Annotated in this window: 23 protein-coding genes and 1 pseudogene; 7 read left to right on the top strand and 17 right to left on the bottom strand. The window is 60.7% G+C overall.

The features are described from left to right. Positions 1 to 3: 3 nt before the first annotated feature. The 5 genes and pseudogenes from FB009_RS25785 to FB009_RS33335 form a co-directional block, all read right to left on the bottom strand. A complete protein-coding gene (locus FB009_RS25785) occupies positions 4 to 801 on the bottom strand; it encodes an ATP-binding cassette domain-containing protein (protein ID WP_011969280.1) in 798 nt (265 codons plus the stop codon). After that, complete coding sequence (locus FB009_RS25780) at positions 801 to 2,600, bottom strand: dipeptide/oligopeptide/nickel ABC transporter permease/ATP-binding protein (RefSeq protein WP_101804534.1); 1,800 nt, start codon at positions 2,598 to 2,600, stop codon at positions 801 to 803. The genes FB009_RS25785 and FB009_RS25780 overlap by 1 nt, the downstream gene beginning before the upstream one ends. Beyond that, a complete protein-coding gene (locus FB009_RS25775) occupies positions 2,597 to 3,544 on the bottom strand; it encodes an ABC transporter permease (protein ID WP_101804535.1) in 948 nt (315 codons plus the stop codon). The genes FB009_RS25780 and FB009_RS25775 overlap by 4 nt, the downstream gene beginning before the upstream one ends. 75 nt (positions 3,545 to 3,619) lie before the next feature. Continuing rightward, entirely contained in the window at positions 3,620 to 5,173 is a 1,554-nt protein-coding gene (locus FB009_RS25770) for an ABC transporter substrate-binding protein (protein WP_101804536.1), read from the bottom strand. Between the two features lie 473 nt (positions 5,174 to 5,646). Further along, positions 5,647 to 5,736, bottom strand: a pseudogene (locus FB009_RS33335) (GIY-YIG nuclease family protein); the annotation flags it as partial. Positions 5,737 to 6,053: 317 nt separating this feature from the next. Between FB009_RS33335 and FB009_RS25755 the strand changes: the two are divergent. The 3 genes from FB009_RS25755 to chrA all read left to right on the top strand — a co-directional run bounded on the left by FB009_RS25755 (position 6,054) and on the right by chrA (position 8,986). Then, positions 6,054 to 6,506, top strand: coding sequence for a YqaA family protein (locus tag FB009_RS25755; RefSeq protein ID WP_162304069.1), 453 nt, complete (start codon positions 6,054 to 6,056; stop codon positions 6,504 to 6,506). Between the two features lie 252 nt (positions 6,507 to 6,758). Further along, complete coding sequence (locus FB009_RS25750) at positions 6,759 to 7,580, top strand: chromate resistance protein ChrB domain-containing protein (protein ID WP_101804879.1); 822 nt, start codon at positions 6,759 to 6,761, stop codon at positions 7,578 to 7,580. Next, the gene (chrA, locus tag FB009_RS25745; RefSeq protein ID WP_101804878.1) at positions 7,580 to 8,986 is read left to right on the top strand and encodes a chromate efflux transporter; all 1,407 of its coding nucleotides are present in this window, start codon (positions 7,580 to 7,582) and stop codon (positions 8,984 to 8,986) included. The genes FB009_RS25750 and chrA overlap by 1 nt, the downstream gene beginning before the upstream one ends. Before the next feature lie 233 nt (positions 8,987 to 9,219). Here the strand turns inward: chrA and FB009_RS32850 are convergent, their stop codons facing one another. Together FB009_RS32850 and FB009_RS25735 are read right to left on the bottom strand one after the other, a co-directional pair. Continuing rightward, positions 9,220 to 9,414: a hypothetical protein gene (locus FB009_RS32850; protein WP_153321335.1), complete on the bottom strand. Its 195-nt coding sequence runs from the start codon at positions 9,412 to 9,414 to the stop codon at positions 9,220 to 9,222. A gap of 387 nt (positions 9,415 to 9,801) precedes the next feature. Then, positions 9,802 to 10,959, bottom strand: a complete 1,158-nt coding sequence (locus FB009_RS25735; protein ID WP_028053720.1) for an osmoprotectant NAGGN system M42 family peptidase — start codon at positions 10,957 to 10,959, stop codon at positions 9,802 to 9,804. Positions 10,960 to 11,132: 173 nt separating this feature from the next. Here FB009_RS25735 and FB009_RS25730 point away from each other — a divergent pair, with 173 nt between their 5' ends. Together FB009_RS25730 and FB009_RS25725 are read left to right on the top strand one after the other, a co-directional pair. After that, positions 11,133 to 12,200, top strand: coding sequence for an ROK family protein (locus FB009_RS25730; protein ID WP_018209562.1), 1,068 nt, complete (start codon positions 11,133 to 11,135; stop codon positions 12,198 to 12,200). Between the two features lie 171 nt (positions 12,201 to 12,371). Next, positions 12,372 to 12,674 carry a hypothetical protein gene (locus tag FB009_RS25725; RefSeq protein ID WP_011969303.1) on the top strand — a complete coding sequence of 101 codons (303 nt, stop codon included), beginning with the start codon at positions 12,372 to 12,374 and terminating at the stop codon, positions 12,672 to 12,674. A gap of 133 nt (positions 12,675 to 12,807) precedes the next feature. On the opposite strand, the gene FB009_RS25720 is transcribed toward FB009_RS25725, so the two are convergent. The 6 genes from FB009_RS25720 to FB009_RS25695 are packed head-to-tail and all read right to left on the bottom strand — an operon-like array spanning position 12,808 to position 18,795. Continuing rightward, positions 12,808 to 13,317, bottom strand: coding sequence for a DUF995 domain-containing protein (locus FB009_RS25720; protein ID WP_011969304.1), 510 nt, complete (start codon positions 13,315 to 13,317; stop codon positions 12,808 to 12,810). After that, complete coding sequence (locus tag FB009_RS25715; RefSeq protein ID WP_011969305.1) at positions 13,317 to 14,294, bottom strand: glycoside hydrolase family 26 protein; 978 nt, start codon at positions 14,292 to 14,294, stop codon at positions 13,317 to 13,319. The genes FB009_RS25720 and FB009_RS25715 overlap by 1 nt, the downstream gene beginning before the upstream one ends. Beyond that, the gene (locus tag FB009_RS25710; protein ID WP_011969306.1) at positions 14,291 to 14,905 is read right to left on the bottom strand and encodes a DUF995 domain-containing protein; all 615 of its coding nucleotides are present in this window, start codon (positions 14,903 to 14,905) and stop codon (positions 14,291 to 14,293) included. The genes FB009_RS25715 and FB009_RS25710 overlap by 4 nt, the downstream gene beginning before the upstream one ends. Before the next feature lie 4 nt (positions 14,906 to 14,909). Next, positions 14,910 to 16,766, bottom strand: coding sequence for a glycosyltransferase family 2 protein (locus FB009_RS25705; RefSeq protein ID WP_018209561.1), 1,857 nt, complete (start codon positions 16,764 to 16,766; stop codon positions 14,910 to 14,912). Further along, the gene (gene galE, locus FB009_RS25700) at positions 16,763 to 17,749 is read right to left on the bottom strand and encodes a UDP-glucose 4-epimerase GalE (RefSeq protein ID WP_011969308.1); all 987 of its coding nucleotides are present in this window, start codon (positions 17,747 to 17,749) and stop codon (positions 16,763 to 16,765) included. The genes FB009_RS25705 and galE overlap by 4 nt, the downstream gene beginning before the upstream one ends. After that, positions 17,749 to 18,795 (bottom strand): UDP-glucuronic acid decarboxylase family protein, encoded by a 1,047-nt coding sequence (locus tag FB009_RS25695; RefSeq protein ID WP_011969309.1) that lies wholly within the window; start codon positions 18,793 to 18,795, stop codon positions 17,749 to 17,751. The genes galE and FB009_RS25695 overlap by 1 nt, the downstream gene beginning before the upstream one ends. A gap of 358 nt (positions 18,796 to 19,153) precedes the next feature. Between FB009_RS25695 and FB009_RS25690 the strand changes: the two genes are divergently transcribed. Beyond that, positions 19,154 to 20,302 (top strand): helix-turn-helix transcriptional regulator, encoded by a 1,149-nt coding sequence (locus tag FB009_RS25690; protein ID WP_011969310.1) that lies wholly within the window; start codon positions 19,154 to 19,156, stop codon positions 20,300 to 20,302. Positions 20,303 to 20,344: 42 nt separating this feature from the next. Here FB009_RS25690 and FB009_RS25685 read toward each other — a convergent pair whose 3' ends face one another. Further along, positions 20,345 to 21,091: a 3-oxoacyl-ACP reductase family protein gene (locus FB009_RS25685; RefSeq protein WP_011969311.1), complete on the bottom strand. Its 747-nt coding sequence runs from the start codon at positions 21,089 to 21,091 to the stop codon at positions 20,345 to 20,347. Between the two features lie 100 nt (positions 21,092 to 21,191). Here FB009_RS25685 and FB009_RS25680 point away from each other — a divergent pair, with 100 nt between their 5' ends. Continuing rightward, entirely contained in the window at positions 21,192 to 21,815 is a 624-nt protein-coding gene (locus FB009_RS25680) for a TetR/AcrR family transcriptional regulator (RefSeq protein ID WP_011969312.1), read from the top strand. A 113-nt stretch (positions 21,816 to 21,928) separates the two neighbouring features. Here FB009_RS25680 and FB009_RS25675 read toward each other — a convergent pair whose 3' ends face one another. The 3 genes from FB009_RS25675 to FB009_RS25665 form a co-directional block, all read right to left on the bottom strand. After that, the gene (locus tag FB009_RS25675; RefSeq protein ID WP_011969313.1) at positions 21,929 to 22,348 is read right to left on the bottom strand and encodes a DUF1236 domain-containing protein; all 420 of its coding nucleotides are present in this window, start codon (positions 22,346 to 22,348) and stop codon (positions 21,929 to 21,931) included. Positions 22,349 to 22,549: 201 nt separating this feature from the next. Next, positions 22,550 to 22,888, bottom strand: coding sequence for a slr1659 superfamily regulator (locus FB009_RS25670; RefSeq protein WP_024311963.1), 339 nt, complete (start codon positions 22,886 to 22,888; stop codon positions 22,550 to 22,552). A 14-nt stretch (positions 22,889 to 22,902) separates the two neighbouring features. Beyond that, entirely contained in the window at positions 22,903 to 23,460 is a 558-nt protein-coding gene (locus tag FB009_RS25665; RefSeq protein WP_011969315.1) for a slr1658 superfamily regulator, read from the bottom strand. Positions 23,461 to 23,464 lie beyond the last annotated feature (4 nt).

Genomic DNA, 23,464 nt, shown 5'->3' with positions numbered 1-23,464 from the left:
CCGTCACTCTTTCCTGATGCGGGGCGCGCTGGCGACTAGCCGTCGTGTATAGGCGTGCTCCGGGTCGGTAAAAAGGCGGGCTGCGGGTGCGGTCTCGACCACCTCGCCGAAATACATCACCGCCACCCGGTCGGAGATCGCCTCGACCACCGCCAGATCATGGCTGATGAACAGATAGGAAAGGCCGAAGCGGTTCTTCAGATCGCGCAGCAGAAGCAGGACCTGCGCCTGGATGGATACGTCGAGCGCGCTGACCGGTTCGTCGAGCACGATGATTTCGGCCTCCGTCGCGAGCGCCCGTGCGATTGCGATCCGCTGCGCCTGCCCGCCGGAAAATTCATGCGGGTAGCGCGACAGGGTATCCTCCGGCATCTGCACCGCGTGAAGCAGTTCCTGCATCCGCGCGCGGCGGCGCGGCGCCTCGTAACCGCACAAGCGCGTCAGCGGCGTATCGAGGATCTCGCGGATCGTCTTGCGCGGGTTGAGCGACGCGACGGGATCCTGGAAGACATACTGGATCGTCCTGCCGAAAGCCCGTGGACCGGATCGACGCAAGGCCCCGGCGTCCCGGCCGCCGATCAGCATGCTTCCGGATGTGGGCTCCTCCAGGCCGACGAGCATGCGGGCAAGCGTGCTCTTGCCGGACCCGCTTTCACCGACGATGGCAAGCGTCTCACCCCGCGCGACATGCAGCGACACCGCCTTTACGGCCTCTATCTCATGCCTGGCCTTTCCGAAGAGATTGCGCCCGCCGCCGAAGGTCTTGGAAAGGTCGCGGACCTGGATGGCAGCACCCGTCATCACGCCACCTCCTTCTTGTCTTCGGCAAAAAGCGTCGCAACACGATCTAGGAAGCGCGCGCCCGTCCCGAGCTCGGGCACGCAGGCGATCAGACGCTTCGTATAGGCATGCTGCGGATCGGCGAGAACTTGCCGGGTTTCCCCCGTTTCGACAATTTCGCCATCCTTCATGACGGCCACGCGATCGCAAAACTCGGAGACGATCCCGAAATCGTGGGTGATGAAGAGAAGCGCCATGCCCCGCTCTCGCTGAAGATCGCGCAGGAGCTCCAGAATGCGGGCCTGCACGGTCACGTCCAGCGCAGTCGTCGGCTCATCCGCTATGATAATTTCCGGATCGTTGGCGAGCGCCATCGCAATTCCGACACGTTGACGCTGTCCGCCGGAGAGCTGGTGGGGATAGTGGACCGACCGCGCCCGCGCGTCCGGAATGCCCACCTTTTCCAGCAGTTCAATCGCCTTTTTGCGGCAATCGGCCGCGCTGATCGACTGATGCGCGGCTATCGATTCCTCCACCTGCCGCCCGATCGCAACCATCGGATGCAATGTCGTGAGCGGGTCCTGGAACACATAGGCGACACGGCTGCCACGCTTTGCGATCAGCCTGGTCTCGGGCATGGAAAGAACATCCTCGTTTCCAACGTAGACGGCGCCGTTGCGGATCACACCTGGCGGCGAGGCGACGAGCCCCATGACGGACAAGGCGGTGACGCTTTTGCCCGAGCCGCTCTCGCCGATAAGTCCGAGGCATTCGCCCGCCTTCACGTGCAGCGAGACGCCTCGAACCGCCGGTATGAACTCCCCTCCCTGCCGAAACCCTGTTTCCAGTTTCTCGATTACGAGGACGGCATCGTCAGCCGTGCTTGCCGGCGCCGTGCGATCGCGCGCCACTTCGGTGACCGGCCCCGGGCGCGCGAGTGCGCCCGAGCGAAGGCGCGGGTCCAGCACATCGCGAATTCCGTCGCCAAGAACGTTCAGGCTGATGACGATCAGGAAGATCATGACGCCCGGCACGATCGAAACATGCGGCGCAGTAAAGAGTTGCGCGCGCCCCTCACCCAGCATGGAGCCGAGATCGGCCTGGGGCGGCTGCGCACCGAGGCCGAGAAAGCTGAGACCGGCCGTCTCGAGGATCATCCAGCCCGCCGTCGTCGACATGGTGATGACGATGACAGGCATCACATTCGGCAGAACTTCGGTGAGAATGATCGACAGATGTCCCTTGCCGGAGAGCCGTGCCGCGTCGACGAATTCGCGATGGGCGTAGCCGAGCGTCACGCCGCGCACATTGCGGGCAAAGAACGGGATGTTTACGAGGGCGATCGCATAAAGCGCGTTCATCAGCCCCGGCCCGAGGGCGGCGACGATCGCCAACGCCAGCAGGATGTAGGGGAAGGCCATCAGCATGTCGATGCCGCGCATCATCGCGTTGTCGATGCGCCCACCGGCATAGCCCGCAACGATGCCGATCGCCGATCCGATGCCGGCAGCGATGAATGTCGCGGCGAAACCGACGGCGACCGAAACCCGGGTGCCCCAAAGCAGGCGGCTCAATATATCCCGGCCGAGCTGATCCGTGCCGAGGAGGTGTCCGGCGGTCAGCACTGGTTTCAGCCGGTCGGCTGGTGCCGTGGCATTCGGATCGGGAAGCGGCAGGATTGGCGCGAGGGCCGTCAGCAACAGGATCGTTCCAAGGAGCACGAGTCCCGCCGTCGCCAACCGATTGTTGACCAACAGGCGCCACGAGGTGATCCGTGCCGATCCGGCCTGCGGAGCGGGCGCTGCAGCAAGCGTGCTCATGTACGAATCCTCGGATCGAGCATGGACTGAACGACATCGGCGAGAAGATTGAACAGCACGTAACTGGCCGCAACGACGAGCACGCCGCCCTGCACCAGCAGGATATCGCGCGTCGAAATCGCCTTCGCGAGCATTGCGCCGATGCCGGGCCACTGGAACACCGTTTCGACATAGACGGCGCCGCCGAGCACGAAACCGGCCTGGATGCCTATGGCCGGAATGACGCTGACAAGGGCCGCACGAAAGGCATGAGCGTAGATCACTCTACGCTCGGGCAGGCCCTTGGCGCGGGCAGTGCGCACATAATCCTGGCGCAGGACCTCGAGCATCGCTCCACGTGTCAGCCGCGCGATAACGCCCGCGGCAACCACGGCAAGGGTGGTTGCCGGCAGGACCAGATGGAGCAGAAGGTCCTTCAGGTCACCCCCGCCATAGACCGCGTACATGCCGGACGCCGGAAGGATGCGCCAATGAACGGCGAAGAGATAGATCAGCAGAAGGCCGAGCCAGAAGGACGGCATGGAAATGCCCGCCAGGACGAAAAAGGTGATGATGCGGTCGGCCCAGCCGAACTGGCGCACCGCGGAGATCACACCCGCAAGAAGGCCGATTAGCGAACACAGGACCAGCGATACGCCGGCGAGTACCAGCGTTGCCTGGAACCGCTCCAGTACCTCGTCGAGCACGGGCCGGTTCAAGGCGAAGGAACGGCCGAAGTCGCCCTGCAACACGTTACCCATCCAGATGACGTATTGCTGCACCAACGGCTTGTCGAGCCCGAGGTCGCGGTTGATGCGCTCCACATTTTCCGGCGTCGCATACGAGCCGAGAATGGCCGTCGCGGCATCGCCGGGAATAAGAGTCATCACCAGGAAAACGATGATGGAGAGCCCGAACAGAACGGGCACCACGGCAATCAGCCGCGTCAGGACATAGGACGGCATGGTAACCTTCCGGGAAGATCCGTGTTGTTGCCACCAGCAGAAACGAGCGTGCCGACGGCAATTCCGCTGCGCGAACTACTCTTTGGTCACGCCATGGAGATTGAGCAGGAAAGAGGGCTGCAATTCGAAGCCCTTGACCGCGGCGGTTGTCACCGCATTCTGCTTCCAGTTAGCGACGAAAAGCCACGGCGCGTCGTCATGAACGATCGACTGAACCTCGCCGTAGAGCTTGCCGCGCTCGGCCTGATCCGTGGATTTGCGCGCCTTTTCCAGGAGCTCATCGAGCTTCGGATTGGAATAATAGCCGGAGTTGAACCCTCCCTTGTCCGGCATCGCGTCAGTGCGCAACGTCAGATAGGGGACGGTATCTGGATCATTCGTCATCCACGCCATCTCGGCCATATCCGCTTTGCCTTGAAGGCCGGGGTTGACGCGCCCGAGGAACGTATTCCACTCATACGTCTCGATCTTGACGTTGAAGCCCACGGCCTGGAGATCGGCCTGGATCGCGGCGCCCATGGTAATCGGGTCGAGCATGCCGGAACCTCCCTCCGTGACATAGAACGTCACTTGCGGATTTTCGACCCCTGCCTCGGCGAGCAGGCTCTTGGCCTGTTCGGGATCATAGGCATAGGGCTTTACCGAGCTTTCCACCCAATTGAAGGCCGGAGGGATCGGACCGGCTGCCACTGTCGCCGTCCCCTGCAGCACGTCGTTGGCTAGCGTTTCCTTGTTCACCGCATAATTTGCAGCCTGGCGCACGCGCTTATCGGCAAAAGGTCCTTCCTTGGTATTCAGGATAGCGAACCAGACATGCGGCCCTGCCTGCTCTGCAACGGCGAAATTGGCGTCCTGCCTAAAGGTTGCGAGATTGTCCGGCGGCACCTCCACCATGACGTCGATACCGCCGGCCATCATCTCGGCGACTCGCGTGTTGGCGTCGGTGATCGGTCGGAAGACGACCGCCTGAAGCTTTGCGGCACCGTCCCAATAGTCCGGATTGCGCTCGACCACCACACGCTGGTTCGACAGCCATTCCACGAACTTGAACGCGCCGGTGCCCGATGGGCTGCGGCCATATTCCTTGCCATGTTCGGAGACCGCGGCCGGAGAGACGATCAGGCCCGTGGGATAGGCGAGGTTTGAGAGGAACGGCGCGAATGCTTCGCTCAGCTTGAACTCGACCGTGTGCTCGTCGAGGACATTGACCGAATCCACCGAGGAAAAGTTGAAGGAAAGCGGAAATGGACCGGTGCCGTAGAACGGATGGTCCTTCTTCAACATGCGATCGAAATTGAACTTCACCGCCTCTGCATTGAAATCGGAACCGTCGTGGAATTTCACGCCTTGCCTTAGCTTGAACGTGTAAGTCTTCCCGTCCTCTGAGATTTCCCAGCTTTCGGCAAGCGCCGGCTCGACTTCCAATGTGCCGTCTTTGAACCGGACCAAGCCGTCATAGACGTTGACCAGAATTCGGAAATCATTCGTCGCGGTCACTGTATGCGGGTCCAGAGACTGCGGCTCGGCAATCTGGCCGACGACGAGGACGTCGGGCGGAGTCTGCGCTCCGGCAGTCCCTGCAAATGCAAGAGCAGCCAGAACCATGGCGCTCCGAATCAGCCTCTTCATGGGGAAGATCCTTTCGATTTGGCTTCAGTTCGCAGTGCTATCTATAACTATAAATAATAAAAGTGCAATAATTTATCATGATAAACTTGGCGGTGACGCGCGCGAATCGTCCTGGCCGCGGCGTTCACGGCCCGATCGCGCGATTGGCGCAGGAAGGAAAACTGAGCGGATTTTCCGACCGTTCACGCTCGACCTTATGAAAACCGCGCCCGCGATTTCAGATCAATCCGACGAAGAATCATTGTGATCTATAAACTTGGGGTGCGCGCTTTTGCGCGTACGCGTTAATTGCGAAGCGATGCGAAAGGGCCGCAGCAAGCATTGCCGGCTCCGCGCCTGCGCCTTCCGCCTCGGCGTCAAGTGCAGCTGAAAACAGTTCGCCGCCGATATCCGCACGCTTTTCGGGGACATGGTCGTAAACGGCACCGGTCGACGGCTTGACGCAGAACGTGTCGCTGATCGATCGTCGCCTCCTCGAAGATGTGGCGCTCGAGATTCGACGTGACGCCAATATAGAGCGTTCCTCGCTTGTGGTTCGTGACGACATACACGTAGCCCGCCATGCAGAAACGATGTTCGTGGCTGGATTCTCGGGTCAAGCCCGAGGATGACGGCGGGAGGGGTAAGCGCACAAAAACGGTAGAGCGACGCAGGTGAGCCGAGCCGTCCCGTCAGGGGCAGACACACGTCGTGGGAATTGACGTAACGTGCAGTTCTTGCGATCACAGCCACTAATAGGCAGGCCGGCTTGCACGTTCGTCGTAACGGCAGCCGGCGTGACACTATTCACCGAATCAGAACACCTATAATGTCCAAAGGCTGCCACCCGACGGACAACAGCAGCCACGAGCATTCCCGGAAGAGGTCAAGTGTAAGCGGCATGTCAGACCCTTCCACGAGTTTCGATTTTGCCGTTTTTGCCGGCCTGTTTCTGGTCGCACTTGCCGCAGCGACGATCCTGCCCGCACAGTCCGAAGCGGCCTTGGCCGGCCTGCTGATCTCGGGCTATTCACCAGGGTTGCTCATCGCGGTCGCGAGCCTCGGCAACGTGCTTGGTTCGGTCATGAATTGGGGACTGGGCCGGGGCATCGAGCATTTTCGGCACAGGCGCTGGTTTCCGGTGCGCGACGCCGGGTTGGAGCGTGCGCAGCACTGGTATCGCCGTTATGGAAAGTGGTCGCTGCTCCTTAGTTGGGTGCCTGTTATCGGCGACCCCTTAACTGTGGTGGCGGGCATAATGAAGGAGCCGCTGTTGCCGTTTCTGTTGCTGGTGGCGATCGCCAAGTCGGCACGTTATCTGGTCGTGGCAGCGGTTACCTTGAACTGGGCATAGCGCTATGTTCCAGGCGATCGCCGTCACGCAGCCGCGGCCGCCATGCCGCCCTCACCGAACTTTTGAAACCTTTGGAAATGCCGGCAATGGGCGGCGATCCCCGCCTTTGCGCTGATCATGCAGGTTCATTCCAGCCGCTTGACAGCGGCGCAGAAAGAGCGGAAAACACCCCGCATGGGGTTGCGATCACCCCACGAGGCGACAGCCGAAGTATCGCGTCCATTTTTACCGCTCACACGGAGGACGCGTCACATGTCGTCACATCTCGAAATCGCTCCCGATAAACTTGCCCGCCTCATCGGCACGGCGAAATGCCCCGCGCTCATCGACGTCCGTGTGGACGAGGATTTCGACGAGGATCCGCGCCTAGTCCCGGGCTCGATCCGTCGCGACTACCGCAAGGTCCAGGAATGGGCCGCTGAACTCGGCGGAACTTCGGCGGTCGTCGTTTGCCATCGTGGCAAGAAGCTGAGCTACGGCGTTGCCGCATGGCTTCGCAATCATGGCATTGCCGCCGACGTCCTCGAAGGGGGTTTCGCGGCCTGGACCGAAGCCGGCTATCCGACCGTACCCGTCTCCGCGATACCGGAACGCGATGCGAGCGGCCGCACCGTCTGGGTGACCCGGGCGCGGCCGAAGATCGACCGTATCGCCTGTCCCTGGCTGATCCGCCGCTTCGTCGATCCGCAGGCCGTCTTCCTGTACGTTGCCCCGTCCGAGGTCGAGGCAGTTGCCGAGCGCTTCGCAGCGACGCCCTTCGACGTGGATGCGCCGATCCGCTGGAGTCACCGGGGCGAGCTTTGCACCTTCGACATAATGGTCGAAGAGTTCGGCCTTTCGATCGAACCGCTGCTGCGACTCGCGACCATCGTTCGCGGCGCGGATACGTCCCGCCTCGACCTTGCGCCACAAGCGTCGGGGTTGCTGGCGGCATCCCTCGGCCTGTCACGCATGTATGCCGACGACCTCGAGCAGCTCGAGGCGGGCATGGCGCTCTACGATGCCTTTTATCGCTGGTGCCGGGATGCTACCGACGAAACGCACAACTGGCCGTCTCCGAAGAAGGATTCGTGATGAGCGAGATCGCAAACAGTGCCGCGCCCGATACGGCGCGGCAAGACTATGGTCACGGCATTCCATTCGGCGAGGCGGTCCGGGTCTGGGCAAGGATTGCCGCCCTCAGCTTCGGTGGCCCAGCCGGACAGATCGCGGTAATGCACCGCATCCTGGTCGATGAAAAACGCTGGATAGGCGAGCACCGTTTTCTGCACGCATTGAATTACTGCATGCTGCTGCCGGGGCCCGAGGCGCAGCAGCTCGCCGTCTATATCGGTTGGCTCCTTCACCGCACCGCAGGCGGTCTCGTCGCCGGCACGCTGTTCGTTCTGCCGGGTTTCGTTGCCATTCTCGGCTTGAGCTACATCTACGCGGCCTTTGGCAATGTCAGCATTGTTGAGGGGCTGTTCTTCGGTCTCAAGGCTGCAGTGCTCGCCGTCGTCGTGCATGCTGTTTTCCGGATCGGCAGCAGGGCTCTCAAGAACTATCTGATGGTCGGCATCGCCGCCGCGGCCTTCATCGGCATTTTCTTCTTCCGCGTGCCCTTCCCGCTGATCATTCTGGCAGCCGGCATCTGCGGATATATCGGCGGCCGCTCCGGTTCGCCCTTATTTAGAATTGGCGGCGGGCACAAAGCGGGAAGCGGCGCGATCCTCAGAGACGAAGATTCGCTCCTAGGAGAGGAAACGCCGGGCCATGCCCGTCCCAATCTTTCCTGGTCGCTACGCATTTCGGCGGTGTTCTTCGCGATATGGCTCGTGCCCCTGATGCTGCTCACAGCCTTTCTCGGCATCGACAATGTCTTCACGCAGATCGGCCTGTTCTTCAGCCAGATGGCTGTCGTCACTTTCGGCGGAGCTTATGCCGTCCTTGCCTATGTCGCCCAGGAGGCGGTCCAGCACTACGGCTGGCTGAAGCCCGGCGAGATGCTCGACGGCCTCGGCATGGCCGAGACGACTCCGGGGCCGCTGATCATGGTCGTCCAGTTTGTCGGCTTCATGGGGGCCTTTCGTGATCCTGGATCGCTGAACCCGATGACGGCGGCGACGCTTGCGGCGATCCTGACGACCTGGGTGACCTTCGTTCCCTGCTTCCTCTGGATTTTTCTCGGAGCCCCCTTCATCGAGCGCCTTCGCAACAATGTGGCACTGACCGGCGCGATGTCGGCGATCACCGCCGCCGTCGTCGGCGTGATCCTCAATCTGGCCGTCTGGTTCGGTCTGCACACGCTGTTTTCAGAGGTGGTGACCTGGCGACTCGGATGGTTTGCACTCGATGTCCCCGATCCGGCCTCACTGGTGTTGCCATCTTTGGTGCTGACAGCGGCGGCCGCGATCGCAATTTTCCGGTATCAGGCTTCGATCATCGCAACCCTGCTTGCCTGCGCCGTCGCCGGGCTCGTCTGGTCGGTCGTGGGAGCCTGATTTGAAGCTTGGATCGTGCGAACAACACGAAATCTGCAAGATCCCGTACGCTCGCTACCCTGACGGAAAACCGCATAGCCTTTCCCGCTTTAAGGAGCCTGAGGCCGTTTGACCGGGGCGCCTTCCAGGAATGCGAGGGTGTTCTCGAGGCGCACAATACCACCCGCTGGCTCCTAAGGCCGGTTGCGTTGAAGAGGCTGCCCAGCCAGGTCGTCTCATCCGGATTCGGACGTCTATGATCCCAGCGGCAAAGCCTGCGTTGGATGCATCTCCCCAACCGCATGTGCAGACCACATCCACTTCGAGCGCCGGCATGTGGAACCGTGTCCCATCGACATGATGATCATATGCGCCATTTCGCGCATCGTCACTACCGTGTACTGGAAGCGGAGATCGTCGCGGTCGGTGTAGTAGGAGGCCGGCGACAATGGCTATGTCCTTTCTATTCGCTGGAAAAACATCCAGCGTCGTGATGCGACCGCGGCGCTTGGCCTCCGCCGTCATGCGGACGCTCTGCTCGCTTCCATCTGTCCATAAGGCACGTGCGGCCCGTATCGACGACCTTCGGTGGCAACAATGGCAGCCGCGCCGGAAACGCCATCGTCAGCTCCTCGATTAAGTAGGTGCTTGCGCCCGGCGCAATTTGCGTGACCGGCCGACCCAGGCAATCGAAGGTGAAAACCGATGGAAGTGTAGTCGTGGATGGCACACCTCTGGTGCTGTCGCGGACACGACTAATAGGCCGGCCCGTGATGGACGACCAAAAAAGAGAAGCCGGACTATGCTCTCGGACTTCCGAAGAAAGCGGAGCCGATCTAAGGTCCCTCGGGCTCGTCGGCCTTCAGATCCTGCTCGGCCTGCCGAACCTTTTGGCGGGTAAAGCCCCGAAGCCCGGAGACTTCCTCCGCGTCACGCTCGATCTGGACCTCGCTTGCCGCGTGATACACCGCAAGCTTCGCAACCGACATCAGCGCGTGAAGATGGATGCGCTCATAGCCGTGCGACGCGTCGACGCCGAAGGTAAGAAGCGCCGTGCGGACGTCGTGCCCCGCTTCGACCGCGGATGCGGCGTCGGAGCGATAGTAGCGGAAGACGTCCTTCTGAACGCGGATGCCATGCTCGCCGCAAAGTTCGTAGAGCTTTTTCGAGAGATGATAGTCGAAGGGCCCTGTCTGGTCTGCCATGGCGAGCGTAACGCCGAACTCGTCCGAATTCTGGCCCGGCGCGGTCGTACCGTTGTCGATCGCCACCAAAGAGGCGATTTCCGGAACGATTGCAGCCGAGGCGCCAACGCCCACCTCCTCGCCGATGGTGAAGAGCCAATAGGTGTCGACCGGCGTTTCCACCTTCTGGCGCTGCATGGCCTCGAGCGCCGCAAGCATGATGGCCACCCCGGCCTTGTCGTCGAGATGCCGCGAAACGATGAACCCGTTGTCGAGGAACTCGGGCTGGGGATCGATGGCGACAATGTCGCCAACGTCAATTCCGAGCTGCACCAGATCGCTCCGGTCGCGGGCAAGCGCATCGACGCGCAGCTCGATGTGCCGCCAGCCGGTCGGTTGCGTGTCGATCTCGTCATTGAAAGTGTGTCCAGAAGCCTTCAGGGGAAGGATGGTTCCGCGATAGGTTCCCTTGCCGGAAAAGATCGAGCCGCGAGCCCCCTCCGCGAACCGCGCCGACCAGTGGCCGATCGAGACCAGTTCGAGGCGGCCGTTCTCCTTCAGCGCCTTCACCTGCGCACCAAGCGTGTCCAGGTGCGAGACGATCCCGCGGGCTGGCCGTTCGGCCGCACCCGGCCGCATAGCGCGAATTGCGCCCCGGCGGGTCAGCTTCACTTCCAGCCCGAGACGCTCGAGCTCACGCGCGGTGTAGCGCACCGCCTCATCGGTGAAACCGGTCGGGCTCGCAATTTCGAGCAGGGCTTTCAGCCGGCTGGTGAGGTAGTCCGGGTCTATATTGATCGGTGTCTGCATGGAGTGCGTTGTCGCAATCATGGATGCTCGCGTCAACAATTGCCTGACACACCTGAGCTCATAAAGAGCATCGCGCGCATCGACGGTTTCGAACGGGAACATCGCTCGGCCCGCCACGTTGTAGGGTACTCAGCTCTTCGGCATGGGCGGACGAGCGTTATTCGGGAGGTCGCGTGGGCAAATCCGTGAACGAAAAGCAAAGCGCTCCACTCATTCACGGAGCCAGCGATCTGCCGTCAGTGACGGTCGACGGCTACAATCTGGAACTGCGTGACGGCGACGGCTTTCTCGGCGACAAGGCCAACAAGTCCGCGTTCCAGGAAAAACTCGACGACTGGCGCAAACGGGTGCGCAAAGGCGGCGACGACCCGCTGGGAGGGGCGCTCACCCAGGACCTGTCCAAGAAACAGATCGACGCTCTTCTTCGTGGTGACGACAAGCAGGCGGCCGCCCTCATCATGGGAGCGATGGACGAATTCGCCGGCGAGCTGGCCGGCGTTCTTGAGAAATTCCTGCAGCAGAAGAGCTGGAAGAACTCGGAACGTGTCGTGATCGGAGGCGGCTTCAGAGGAAGTGCCGTAGGTGAGTTCGCGATTGCGCGGGCGATGGTGCTGATGAAGGCAAAGGGTATCAAGATCGAGCTCTCCCCCATCGTTCATCATCCGGATGATGCCGGGCTCATCGGTGCCGCACATCTCATGCCAGCCTGGATGCTCAAGGGACACAAGACCATCCTCGCTATCGACATCGGCGGTACCAATATCCGCGTAGGCATCGTCGAGCTGCGTCTGAAAGATGATACGGACCTTTCAAGGGCCAAAGTCTGGAAATCGGACATCTGGCGGCATGCGGACGACAAACCCAACAGAAGCGCCACGATCGAAGCACTCATCGGGATGATCGAAAAGCTCATAGCCAAGGCGGACAAGGCGGATCTTGCACCGGCGCCGGTCATCGGCGTTGCCTGCCCCGGTGTAATCAATGCGGATGGCTCGATCCTGCGCGGAGGCCAGAACCTGCCCGGCGGGAACTGGGAAAGCGAGCATTTCAACCTGCCTGCCACGCTCAAGGACGCCATTCCGCAGATCGGCGATCATGAGACCTTCGTAATCATGCACAACGACGCCGTCGTCCAGGGCCTGTCGCAAGTACCATTCGTGCAGAATGCTTCGAGCTGGGGTATCCTGACGATCGGGACCGGTCTCGGCAATGCGCACTTCAGCAACAAAGCCGGAAATTGACGGCTGCAGCAAGCTCCGGTGCGCTTCGACGCAGCGCCCGAACACTGGCGTAACACGCGGAATGGTTAAGGGCTCGGTGCACAAACCCGGCGAATTGTCCTATTTTCCTCGACCGTGAATTAAATCGTTTCGACTAACCTCCTTCACAATGAAAAACGGGGAGTTCCTACTGTGAAGGTCAAATCGACAGCACGATCCGGTCTGTTCTGCACCCACCGGACGATCGTCCGCAGCACTCTCGCGGTGATGGTCGCCGCGGCTAGCTGCGGCTGTTCCTCGACGGTCAGTCAGGAGACGACCTCGTCGATCACGCGAGAAGCCGGCTACTCCATTCCGGACCAAAAGCCTGCGCCGGGCAAGCAAGCCGTCACCAAAAAAGCGAACAAACTCGTCCGGTCGGCCTATCTCGGTCGGGCTCCCTATATCTGCACGCCGAGTGGTTTCGGCAGCACCTCGCGCTGCTTTCTTCGTTAAAGCCTTTCCTGCTAAATCGAAAAAAGCAGTCCGGGAGAAGCATTGGCGGGGTTGCGGGCATTCGACCGGGCTCATCTGTGGAGCCAGTTTGAACTGCTGACATCGGCAGCCGCGCAACCCCTTCCCGGCCGGGTTACTCTTCCCCGCCGAGTCTCGCCTCGATGCGGTTCAGCCTGGCGCCCACATAATTGCCGCGCCTAAGCTTGACGAACTCGTCATCTGGCCTCACCTGTGCGTTCTTGAAGACGTACCAGGCGCCGTCCGGTTCGCGCCTCTGATAGATCACGCCAGCGCGCTTTCGGTGGCTGAAGCAGGTTGTCGCTGGCGCCGAGCCGTCCTTTGCATGCCAATCGGCACGGAAGCAGAGCTTTCCGGGGCCGGTGATGAACCAGCGGCCTACGCCGTAAGACGGTTTGCCGTTTTCCTTCGACCAGGCGGTGAATCGGCGCGCCTGCACTGAGAAATAGCCTGCGCCCTCTTTCCAGATCCACGATTTTTGGCCGTAGAGCTGGAATAGTTCCGCGTGTGTCAGTGCAGTTGTCTTCCGGTCGGCACGCGCGGCGGCAGCCTCGGCAAAAGATGCAGTGGCAAGGCCGGCGACCAGGACGATGGCTAACGGTATTCCTCGGTTCATCGATTTCATCACATGCCTCCGTCGGGCGCTTGCCCGCTGATGGTTTCGCGGACGACCCGCCAATCGGGGCGGCCATAGCCTTGCGGCCAGTCATAGATCTCGCGATCGTTGAAATAGACCACGGCTGTCAGTTGCGGAAATTCGGCGTGACGCTCAGCAACGGATGCCGCCCAGCTCGCGACGTATGAGCCATCGCCCTCATAGCCGAGCTCGGCGACCATGACCGGCTTGCCGTAGTTCATCACCCGTCCGTAACCGGGCGCCAGCCGCTCCACGAACGTCTGAGCGCGCCCGGTCGTGCCTTCGTCGTAGGGTTGGTAGCCGAATACCGAAAGCCCGACGATATCGACGACATCATCACCTGGATAGAAGGCGTCCAACCCCTCGTTCCCCTTGGGCGACCACATGAATTTCGCATTCTTGAGATGGCCCCGGCAGACGCCCACCACGTGACGATAGGCTGCCTTGAAGTCCTCGCCCCGCCAATGCGACCAGGAGAACTGGTTGTCGGTTTCGTCCATTTCCTGGCCCCAACGGATGATCACCGGGCTTTTCAGTGCCGCCGCGGCCGAACAGACCTGGGCCATGTTCTGATCCCGCTCACCGCTCAGAATCGAACGCAGGAGCTCTTCCTCGGTCACGCGCCACTCCGGCGACCACGACCAGGGTTCGATGGTAATCAGGAGCGAGCGGCCTCGCGCCTGGGCATAGTCGTCGGCAAGCGCAAGGGTCGACAGATCGACGTCTTCCCAGGGCAGGAAGAGATGCTCGATCTTCGAGCTCCCAGGCGTGCCGAAGTCACCATGAGGATCGTAAGCGCCGAAATCGAGGGAAGTCTCTGTCAGCACCGGCCGCTTGTCCGATGGCGTTGCCTTCGTCGGCGAGTTCTCGTCGGGGATACCTCGAGGCATATTGGCTGCGAGCACTGTCCCCGACAGCAATAGTCCGAGACATCCGAACGCAACGGCCTTTGATTTCCTGTTCATTGCACACCTCCAACTGCGTTCATGCCGACTTGCCGGCGAACGCTATCCTTTGTCTGGTTGACTTGGTCCGTGAGGCGCTCCTTGACCATCGGGAGCTTGGGGTCGACCAGGTCCTCATCGACCAGTCGGTTAAACTCGTCGTCCGCCCGCCGCTTGGCATGTTTGAAAACGTACCAGTCGCCGGCTGGCTCTCTCTTTTGGTAGATGGTGCCGTCGAGCGTGCGATGGCTGAAGCAGGTCTTATCGGAGACGGTGGCATTCTGGCTGTGCCACACGGCAGAGAGGCAGAGCTGGCCACGATCATTCACGCTCCAGCGGCCCTCGGCCCAGGTCTCGCCCGAGCCCGGTTGAACCCAGGCACGAAACACACGGCCCTCACTTTCCATCCGGCCCGCACCACTTTCCCATTTCCAGCTCTTGCCGCGGAAGATCATGTAGAGCTCGACCCCGGTCATGGCGCGGGCCTCTTCGGGAACGGCGACCTCGGCCGACGCCGGCGACTGGAAGAGGAAAAGGGCGACTGGCAAGATGGCGAGGGCAAGGCGCCTGCCGAGCAGCGCATAACGGGTGCTGCGGCCCTCGTTCCTGACGAACGTGAATTTCGTTTTCATGTTCCTACCCCCTCTCTGCTTTGCCGCCGCGCGGGGCGGAAATCCAACGCGGACTGAAGACGATCTTGCGCAAAGTCGTTCCGCCCTGCCCGGCTCCGGCGACTGCATAGCGGTCCTCGAACAGACGCAGGTGACCGCTGCCCCAGGCGAGCGCCTCAAGCCCTTCTTTCCCGTGCTCAGCCGTTGCTATACCTGGCAGCGCGATGACAGCCAGGAGCCCGGCCGTGATCGCGGGGCGATAGAAGCGGGAACCCGCTGCAACGGCATTTTCTCTCGAATGCCTGATGACGATGACAAGCAGAAGCAGGCAGTAAATCGCAGCATTCAAGATAGCGAACAGGTAGAAGCCCCTGGCCTTCGCTGCATCTTCGACGAGGAACACCGGCAGGACGGCCGCAATCGCAAGCGCGAAGTAGGGCGCGAGCACACGCAGCGGCAACGGATCGACCTCGGATGATCCCTTCGGCGTGACGCGGAAATCCACGAAGGACCCGGTGAGCCAATCGCGCAGGGCCGCCAGCGTCCCGGCAAGCGCCCAGGGCCAGCGCGCGAAGAGGAAAAGCATGCACTCCCAGCTGAGAACCTTCGCGTCGCAGGGGCGGAAGGCGCCGGTCGCCCGCCACCGATAAGCCAGAAGGACGAGAATGGCCGACAATGGTGCAAAATAGGCCAGAAACTCCGGATATGTTACGGCAACAAAGGTTTCGCCACGTGCAAGAGCTACGATAGGCATCGCGAACATCAGGGCCATGAAACAGGCGAAAAGCGGATACCAGAGCTGCGCGAAGAGAAACTGGAACTTCAACCGCAGCGGAAGCCGTCCGACGAGCCGTGGCGAATACTGCAGAAGCAGCATGACCAGGCTGCGCGACCACTGGAATTCCTGGGTGACCAGATCGGCAAAAGTGCGTGGTCCGTCGCCATGGGCGATCGCGTCCAGCGCGTGAACGCCGCGCCAACCTGCTGCATTCATCATCAATGTCGTCGAATGGTCTTCGGCAAGTTCAGGGCCGAGCCCGCCGATCTCTTTGAGCGCCGCCGTCCGCACGGCGTAGTGGGAGCCTATGCAAAGCGGCGCGAGCCCGCCATTGTAGCCGGCCTGAAGGGCCCCGTGCATGCTCGCTTCCGCATAGAGCCGCCCGCGGGCCGACCAGCTCTGCGAAGCATTGCGGTCACAGATACTCGGCGCCGAGACGTAACCCACTTCCGGGTCGGCGAAGGGGCGCAGTACTTCAAAGAGGTAACCGGGTGCGGGAACATGGTCCGCGTCGAGCTGAGCCGCGAAATCGTAACCGTCATATCCGTAGTGATCGTAGAAGAAGGCAAGATTGCCCTCCTTGCAGCGCGTACGCCGTGGCCATGTGGCCCGGTGGTAGTCTGCCAGGCCTTTGCGCGTCGACACGAGAACGCCATGCCTGCGGCACCAGTCGAGTGTCGCATCGGACGGGTCCTCGTCTGCGAGCCACGTGTCATGTGGCACGTCCTGCGCGAGCATCGCCTTCAATGTTTCCGCCACGATGGCAAAAGGTTCCGATGGCGCCTTGGTAACGACCATGGCAACGCGACTTCCCGTCGCGATCCGCAGCGGCCCGTTTGGTTTTGCCGCGCGATAGAAAACTGCAATGAAATAGGCAGGCAGAAGGGTTACCCACGCAAGGACCGCGGTCACGATGGCGCTGCCCAAAGCGTCCACGTGGTGGCTCGGCTCCAGCCACCACGCCCAGAAATACAGGAGTGCGGCTACCCAGAGCCCCGCACCGAGTAGATATTCCAACCGGCGTCGGCCCGTGAACACAGGCACCAGCAGCGGCTCGCCGCCGGCAGACATAATCGTTGACTTCTTGGCGGAAATGCGGGTCATGACCGCGCCTCCAGTCCGAAGAAAGGGGCCGCCGTTCGTACGATAGTCTCCAGATCGGAGTAACGCGGAAGAAATCCCAGTGTCCGGCATGCAAGCCCGCCATCCGCATAAAGCGTTGGCGGGTCTCCAAAGCGGCGGCGGCGAAAGACGACAGGAACATCGCGTCCGGTAACCTCGACGATTGCTCGCAGGACTTCCCTGATCGAGAAGCCGCGGCCTGTGCCGACGTTGATTGCGAGGTTTTCGCCACCCTTGGCGAGATGCCGATATGCCAGCACGTGAGCACTCGCGAGATCAGACACGTGAATATAGTCACGCACGCAGGTTCCATCCGGGGTATCGTAGTCCTCGCCGAAAATCTCCAGATGCAAAATCGTGCCGGCCGCAGCCATCAGCGCCCGCGGAATGAGGTGTGTTTCCGGATCGTGCCATTCCCCGAGGTCCCCCTCAGGATCGGCGCCGCATGCGTTGAAATAGCGTAGCGCGACGTAGTTCAGCTTGAAGGCGGCCGCATAGTCGGCAAGCATGTGCTCGGCCATCAACTTTGTCTTGCCGTAGGGATTGATGGGATCCTGCGGCGTCGTCTCGTGGATGGGGAGCACAGCCGGCACGCCATAGGTGGCGCAGCTCGATGAGAAGATCACCTTGTCGACGCCCGTCCGGCGGCATGCATCGAGGAGCGACAGCGTCCCGCGGACGTTGTTGTTGTAGTATTTTGCCGGATCGGCAACGGACTCGCCGACATAGGCGGATGCAGCGAAATGGATCACCGCGTCAGGCCGATGGTATTCTAACACCTCGACCAGGTGGTTTCCGTCCAGAATGTCTCCGAGAACGAATGGTCCCCAGCGAACCGCGGAGCGGTTTCCCGTTGTCAGGTTATCGTAGACGATGGGCTCGATGCCCTCCAGGCGCAGAAGCTTGGCGGTGTGGCTGCCGATATATCCGGCGCCACCCGTAACCAGGATACGTGGCGCTCCCATCAGACCAGCTCCGCATTTTCCCGTGTCGACCGGGAGAGAACGCCGTCGAAATATCTGATCGTTTGCGCAAGGCCTTCGGCCAGATTGACCTTCGGACGCCAGCCGAGCTCTTTGGTTGCGAGCGAAATGTCGGGTCGGCGCTGACGAGGATCGTCAACCGGGAGGGGCAGCCGAACGATCTTCGAACGCGAATTGGTCAGCCGGATCACCTCATCGGCGAGTTCGCCGATAGTGAATTCTGTCGGATTGCCGAGATTGACCGGGCCGGTAAGCGACGCGGGCGATCCCATGAGACGAACGAAGCCGTCGATCAGGTCGTCGACGAAACAGAAGGAACGCGTCTGCGAGCCGTCACCATAGATCGTGATGTTCTCACCTTTCAGAGCCTGAACGATGAAATTGGAAACGACGCGACCATCATCCGGGCGCATCCGGGGGCCGTAGGTGTTGAAGATGCGGACGATCTTCGTTTCGACCCCGTGCACTTTTTGGTAGTCGAAGAACAGGGTCTCTGCGCAGCGCTTGCCCTCGTCGTAGCAGGAGCGCGGACCGAAGGAATTCACATTGCCCCAATAGCTTTCCACCTGCGGGTGGACCTGCGGATCGCCGTAGATCTCGGATGTGGACGCCTGGAAAATGCGCGCGCCACGGCGCGCGGCCAGATCAAGCAGGTTCAACGAGCCGATCACACAGGTCTTGGTCGTCTGAATCGGGTCTGCCTGATAGTGCGGCGGCGATGCCGGGCAGGCAAGGTTGTAGATCTCGTCGACCTCGAGGTCGATCGGGTCAACGATATCGTGGGCGATGACACGGAACGTGTCGTAGCGCTTGAGCGGCGCGATATTGCGTCTCAGGCCCGTGGAGAAATTGTCGAGGCAGATGACTTCGTGCCCGGCGCTCAGAAGCAGCTCGCAGAGATGCGACCCCAGAAAGCCGGCACCACCCGTAACAAGTATGCTCTTCTGGATGCTTCGGCGTGGCAGTGCATCCCTGTCTTCATGTACGTTTAAGAGAGTTTTTTTAAAATCGTTCCTGAAATAGTTCACGGAATAATCCTCACACTATTCTCAAATTCTGAAAATTCATTCCCAGCGAAAACAATAAATTGGTGATCGAAACTTTAGCGCTCGAAACTACCTAAATCATTTGTCAGCAATGCTTGGAACCACTGTAGGTAACTAATACAATTTCAGGGTGGGTGATGTCGTTATCGCACAATCCCAATTGTTATCCCGCCGTGCATTTCTACATATAAGGGAGTATGAATCGGGAACTGGCGGGTGTGCCCCGACGATTCGGTTCCACCTTGAGGCGAAATGCAGCAGGGCGGGACAGGGCCACAGCCCTTATTGTCGCTCGTTTGGGTTCACCCTTAGGGGTGAGCCATGTCGCTGGGGGAGTTGTATGACCAAGGACTCCGGATCAGGAGATGACCCCGTCGAAGTTCCGGCTTGGCCCGCCCATATGGAGCGGCGCCGCTGGCCACGCGACCCATCAGCTCGGAAGGATCGTTCGGCCGAACGATCACCGGCGCTCGTGCCTTCACGGTTCTCGACGCGTGAGCTGCCGTTGGAGGAGCAATTCAAGTCCTGGCGGGCGCACATGGCGCCTCTCGTGGACGTGCATTTGCCGGACGGGGTAACCGAAGAACACGGCTTCCCGGCTGAGCTGGTTGGTTGGCACCTCGGTGATTTGCTGGTCGTTCAACAGAGTACGCCCGCACATAGCTATGAGCGTTCTCAGGCGATGTTGCGTTCAAGCCCGATTGACCATTGGAATGTCGGGCTCTTTCGCGCCGGACGATCGTGGACCGAAGCCGACCGGCGCGTGACGGAAACAGGCCCCGGAGAGTTCTTCTTCCGATCGCTCGGCTATCCCTATCGCGGACGCATGACGGACGCTGCGGCTATCCTTCTGTTCATGCCCTATGAACTGCTTGCAGATGATGTGGGTAAGCTCGAAGGTGCCAACAATTCGGTCTTGACGGGTAGTCTCGCCGATCTGCTCGCGAACTACCTCAACGGCATGGAAGAAAACCTCGGCAACATCACCGTGGAAGAAGTGCCGCGCATCGTCCGTACGATACGCGACATGGTCGTTACATGCGTCGCGGCAGTGAGACCGGATACCGGAGGCTCCCAGGCGAAGATGGGAGTAATGGAGCGGGCGCACCGATATATCCATCTCAACCTGCACTCGGCCGACCTCACACCCGAATCGATTTGTCGGGAGCTCGGCGTCTCCAGGACACGCCTTTATCAACTTTTCGAGCCGAGCGGGGGCGTACTCAACTATATTCGAAGACGCCGGCTGCTGCAGGCCCACGCTGAACTCAGCGATCCAACGAACTACCGCCCGATCGCGGAGATTGCGGAAACAGCCGGCTTCGACCTGGCCGCCAACTTTACTCGTGCCTTCAGCCATGAATTCGGCGTAAGCCCGCGCGAAGTCCGCAAGGCGGCAGCCGCCGATCGTCTTGTCACCCCCGTTGCCGTGCCGGAGCGCGACCGCGGGTTAACGATCGGCGACTGGCTCAGATCGATACAAGGATGAGGGTTGAGCCGATGACGATACCGGAACTGCTGTTTTCCAGACTCATGCATTCGCGCCGCCGTCGATCGTCAACGATGCCCCACTGACGAATTTTCCATCCGGGCCTGCCAGCCATGCAACGAAGCCGGCAATATCTTGCGGCTCACCGAAGCCGCCGGTGGCGATGCGTTCTCGTTGAGCTTCCGCATGATCGCCATTGGCCGGGTTCATGTCGGTGTTCGTCGACCCTGGATGAACAATGTTCACGGTGATCCCTCTCGGTCCGAGGTCACGCGCCAGACCTTTCGTCAGGCCGATCAGAGCGGCCTTGCTGGCCGAATAGAGGCTGATCCCGGGCCATGGAACCAGTTCCGCCAGATTGCTGCCGATCGTGATTATCCTGCCGCCGTCGCCGAGATGTCTTGATGCGGAACGGATAGCGACGAAGGGCGCGCGAAAGTTGACCGCCATCACCTCGTCAAAATCGGCGACGGTCGTTTCGTCCAGAGGGGCGGAGTGCCAGATGCCGGCGCTGTTCACCAATATGTCCAGCCGGCCCAGGGTCTCGGCTGCATGGCGAACGGCGCGTTCGATGCTTTCTGCGTCGCGGTTATCGGCCCGAATGGCAATGGCGCGGCCGCCCGCCAGCTCGATCTCAGAGACGACCGCCTGCGCCTGGTCGGCCGAATTGACGTAGGTAAGTGCCACCGACGCCCCTTCCCGGGCAAGTTTCCTTGCGATCGCCGCGCCTATACCCCTGCTGCCGCCGGTAACGAAAGCGGCCTTGCCGGCCAAAGCACCCGTTGTCATCGTGGATTCCTTTTGTAGTGATCGATACACAAAAGGTGCCTGAGCTTGCCAACTCTTGTCAAGCGATATATTTATCGATCACTACAGAACGAGTTGATCAATGCCCGACAAAGGCCGCCCCAGAAGTTTCGATCGTGCCGACGCGCTTATGCGCGCCATGCAGGTTTTTTGGGAGAAGGGTTTTGAGGGCGCCTCGCTGACAGCGCTGACCGCGGCCATGGGTATCAATGCGCCCAGCCTCTACGCCGCATTTGGCTGCAAGGAGGCGCTCTACCTCGAGGCAATGGAACTCTATGCGCAAACGGTCGGCACCGAAATTTGGCAACCGATGGAAACAGCACCGACCGCAAGGGAGGCGTTCAGCCGTTTCCTCGCCGCGACAGCCAAGGCCTATTCTCAGCCGGATACCCCGCATGGCTGCCTGATAGCGCTTGGTGGACTTCATCAGTCCGCAATACCGAAAGCGGTCTGCGATGCGCTGTCCCGGCACCGCACGGAGAACGTCGATAAACTGCGTCAACGTCTGGAGGCCGCGATCGCGGAAGGTGAACTGCCCGACAGCCTGGACCCCGAGGCTGTCGCCACCTTTTATGCCACGGTACAGCACGGAATGTCGATTCTTGCGCGGGATGGCGGCAGTTATCAAACGCTGAAAAACGTCGCGGACGGAGCAATGGCCGCTTGGGGTATGTTGACGCGGGAGGACAGCGTCCGGCGCCCATAAATCACGATGATTTAAGCTCGGATCGATCGAAACGGTTGGAGCGGGATGCAGGCGGAAAGTCGCGCACGTGCTTCCCCGCTCCAAGGAGTATTCAGCTTTTCAGGTCTACTGGTTTACTGGACGACCTGCACTACCGTTCGGCTCTTCGGCTCGACGATGACGCGTTTTTCGTTGACGACCGCATAGGCATAACGCGAATCGTCAGGGATCGGCGTAACAACCACTGTTTCAGGCAGCGGTTTTCCGACGACGATCTCCTGTTGAACCACCACCGGCTCCGCCGGCAGCGGCTGCGTCTCGACATACTCAATGATCTTCGGCGGCGGCGGGTCTATGGCCGCACCCGCAACGGCTCCTGCGACGCCTCCAACGGCAGCCCCGACAGGTCCGCCTACGACTGCACCTGCAGCAGCTCCGCCGGCTGCGCCGGTTACGGCGCTGTTCTTGGTCGTGCTCTGCGCTGCTGCGGGAGCAGCGAAACAGCCGAGTCCAACACCCAGAACAATGGCACCTTTGATGATCAGATTTTTCATTAGGCATTCTCCCGTATGCGAATTGCGTCCCTTCGGGCAGAACAACCCCCTGACTCAAGACTTGTTCCGAGCGCAATATCCAAGAGCATGCGCAGCAGCCCGCAATGCGCGATGCGAAAGGAAGCGATGCGGGCGATGAAATGTATTCCTGTTCTCTTCAGCCGGAGGCGCGTGCGAGTTCCGTGAATCGGCGCACCTCGTTCAGCCTAGCCTCAGGTCGACACCCGGATGGAGTTTTTTAAGATTCGGCAGGGATTTCGACTGCCAGGGGAATTCTGAGCTTCCGCGAACAGTGAACTGTATGTTCGGCCGTTTGCGTGCTTCGATGGTGAGCTTGGCGAGCAGGTTGATTCCCGAAGAATTAAGAAACTGCAGCCCCGTGAGATCGACAGTCATGCGCTCCGGCTCGGCTTCGAGCACGCTCGTCACGAGGGCGAAGATCGGCGCATAGGCCTCGGTGCTCGGCAGGCGCATCGTCCCGTCGAAATAGATGTCGTTTCCTTCCGACCAAACGCGATATTCGTCTTCCTTGATTTCCATGTATTCGGTGCCCATCAATTCGAGAGGTCGGGAATTGCGATTGAGGCATAGGTCTCCAGCGGGATCTTGCCATCCTCTTCGCCGGATCCAAAAACCCACGCGAAGTGAGCACCATAATCGCTCATGAGGGTGAGAAGTCCAAGCCCGGAACCCGATCCCGAACCTGTTGCATTTGCCTCTATCCGCTGTATCAGAAGGTCGGATGGATCTCCTATCGTTATTTCCGAAAGGATGTGGCGGAACGTGTCGGCTGTTCCTTTGTCCACGAGATTGGAAACTTTTGTCCGAAATGTGTTGGAGGCGATCGATGCCTCCACGACGATTTCCCCGCCAGCGCGGAATTTCACAGCATTCTCTATCAGCTCATTGGTCAGATAGCCGACATTGTGACGCACCTCCTTGTAGACGACGCGAGACGTTTTGTAGCGCAGGGCAGCGAACTCGGCCACAAAATCGGAGGTCATCGCGCAATGTTTCCACCCGAGATCGAGCGGGCCGTCGAAGAGACGGAGTTTCGTCACATTCTCGCCCGGCCCGACGGCGAGATCCTCCAGTCCATACAAGGTCGTCATCCGC

Source organism: Sinorhizobium medicae (assembly GCF_007827695.1).
GTDB classification, from domain to species: Bacteria; Pseudomonadota; Alphaproteobacteria; order Rhizobiales; family Rhizobiaceae; genus Sinorhizobium; species Sinorhizobium medicae.
This window is presented reverse-complemented; position numbering and strand designations above follow the sequence as displayed.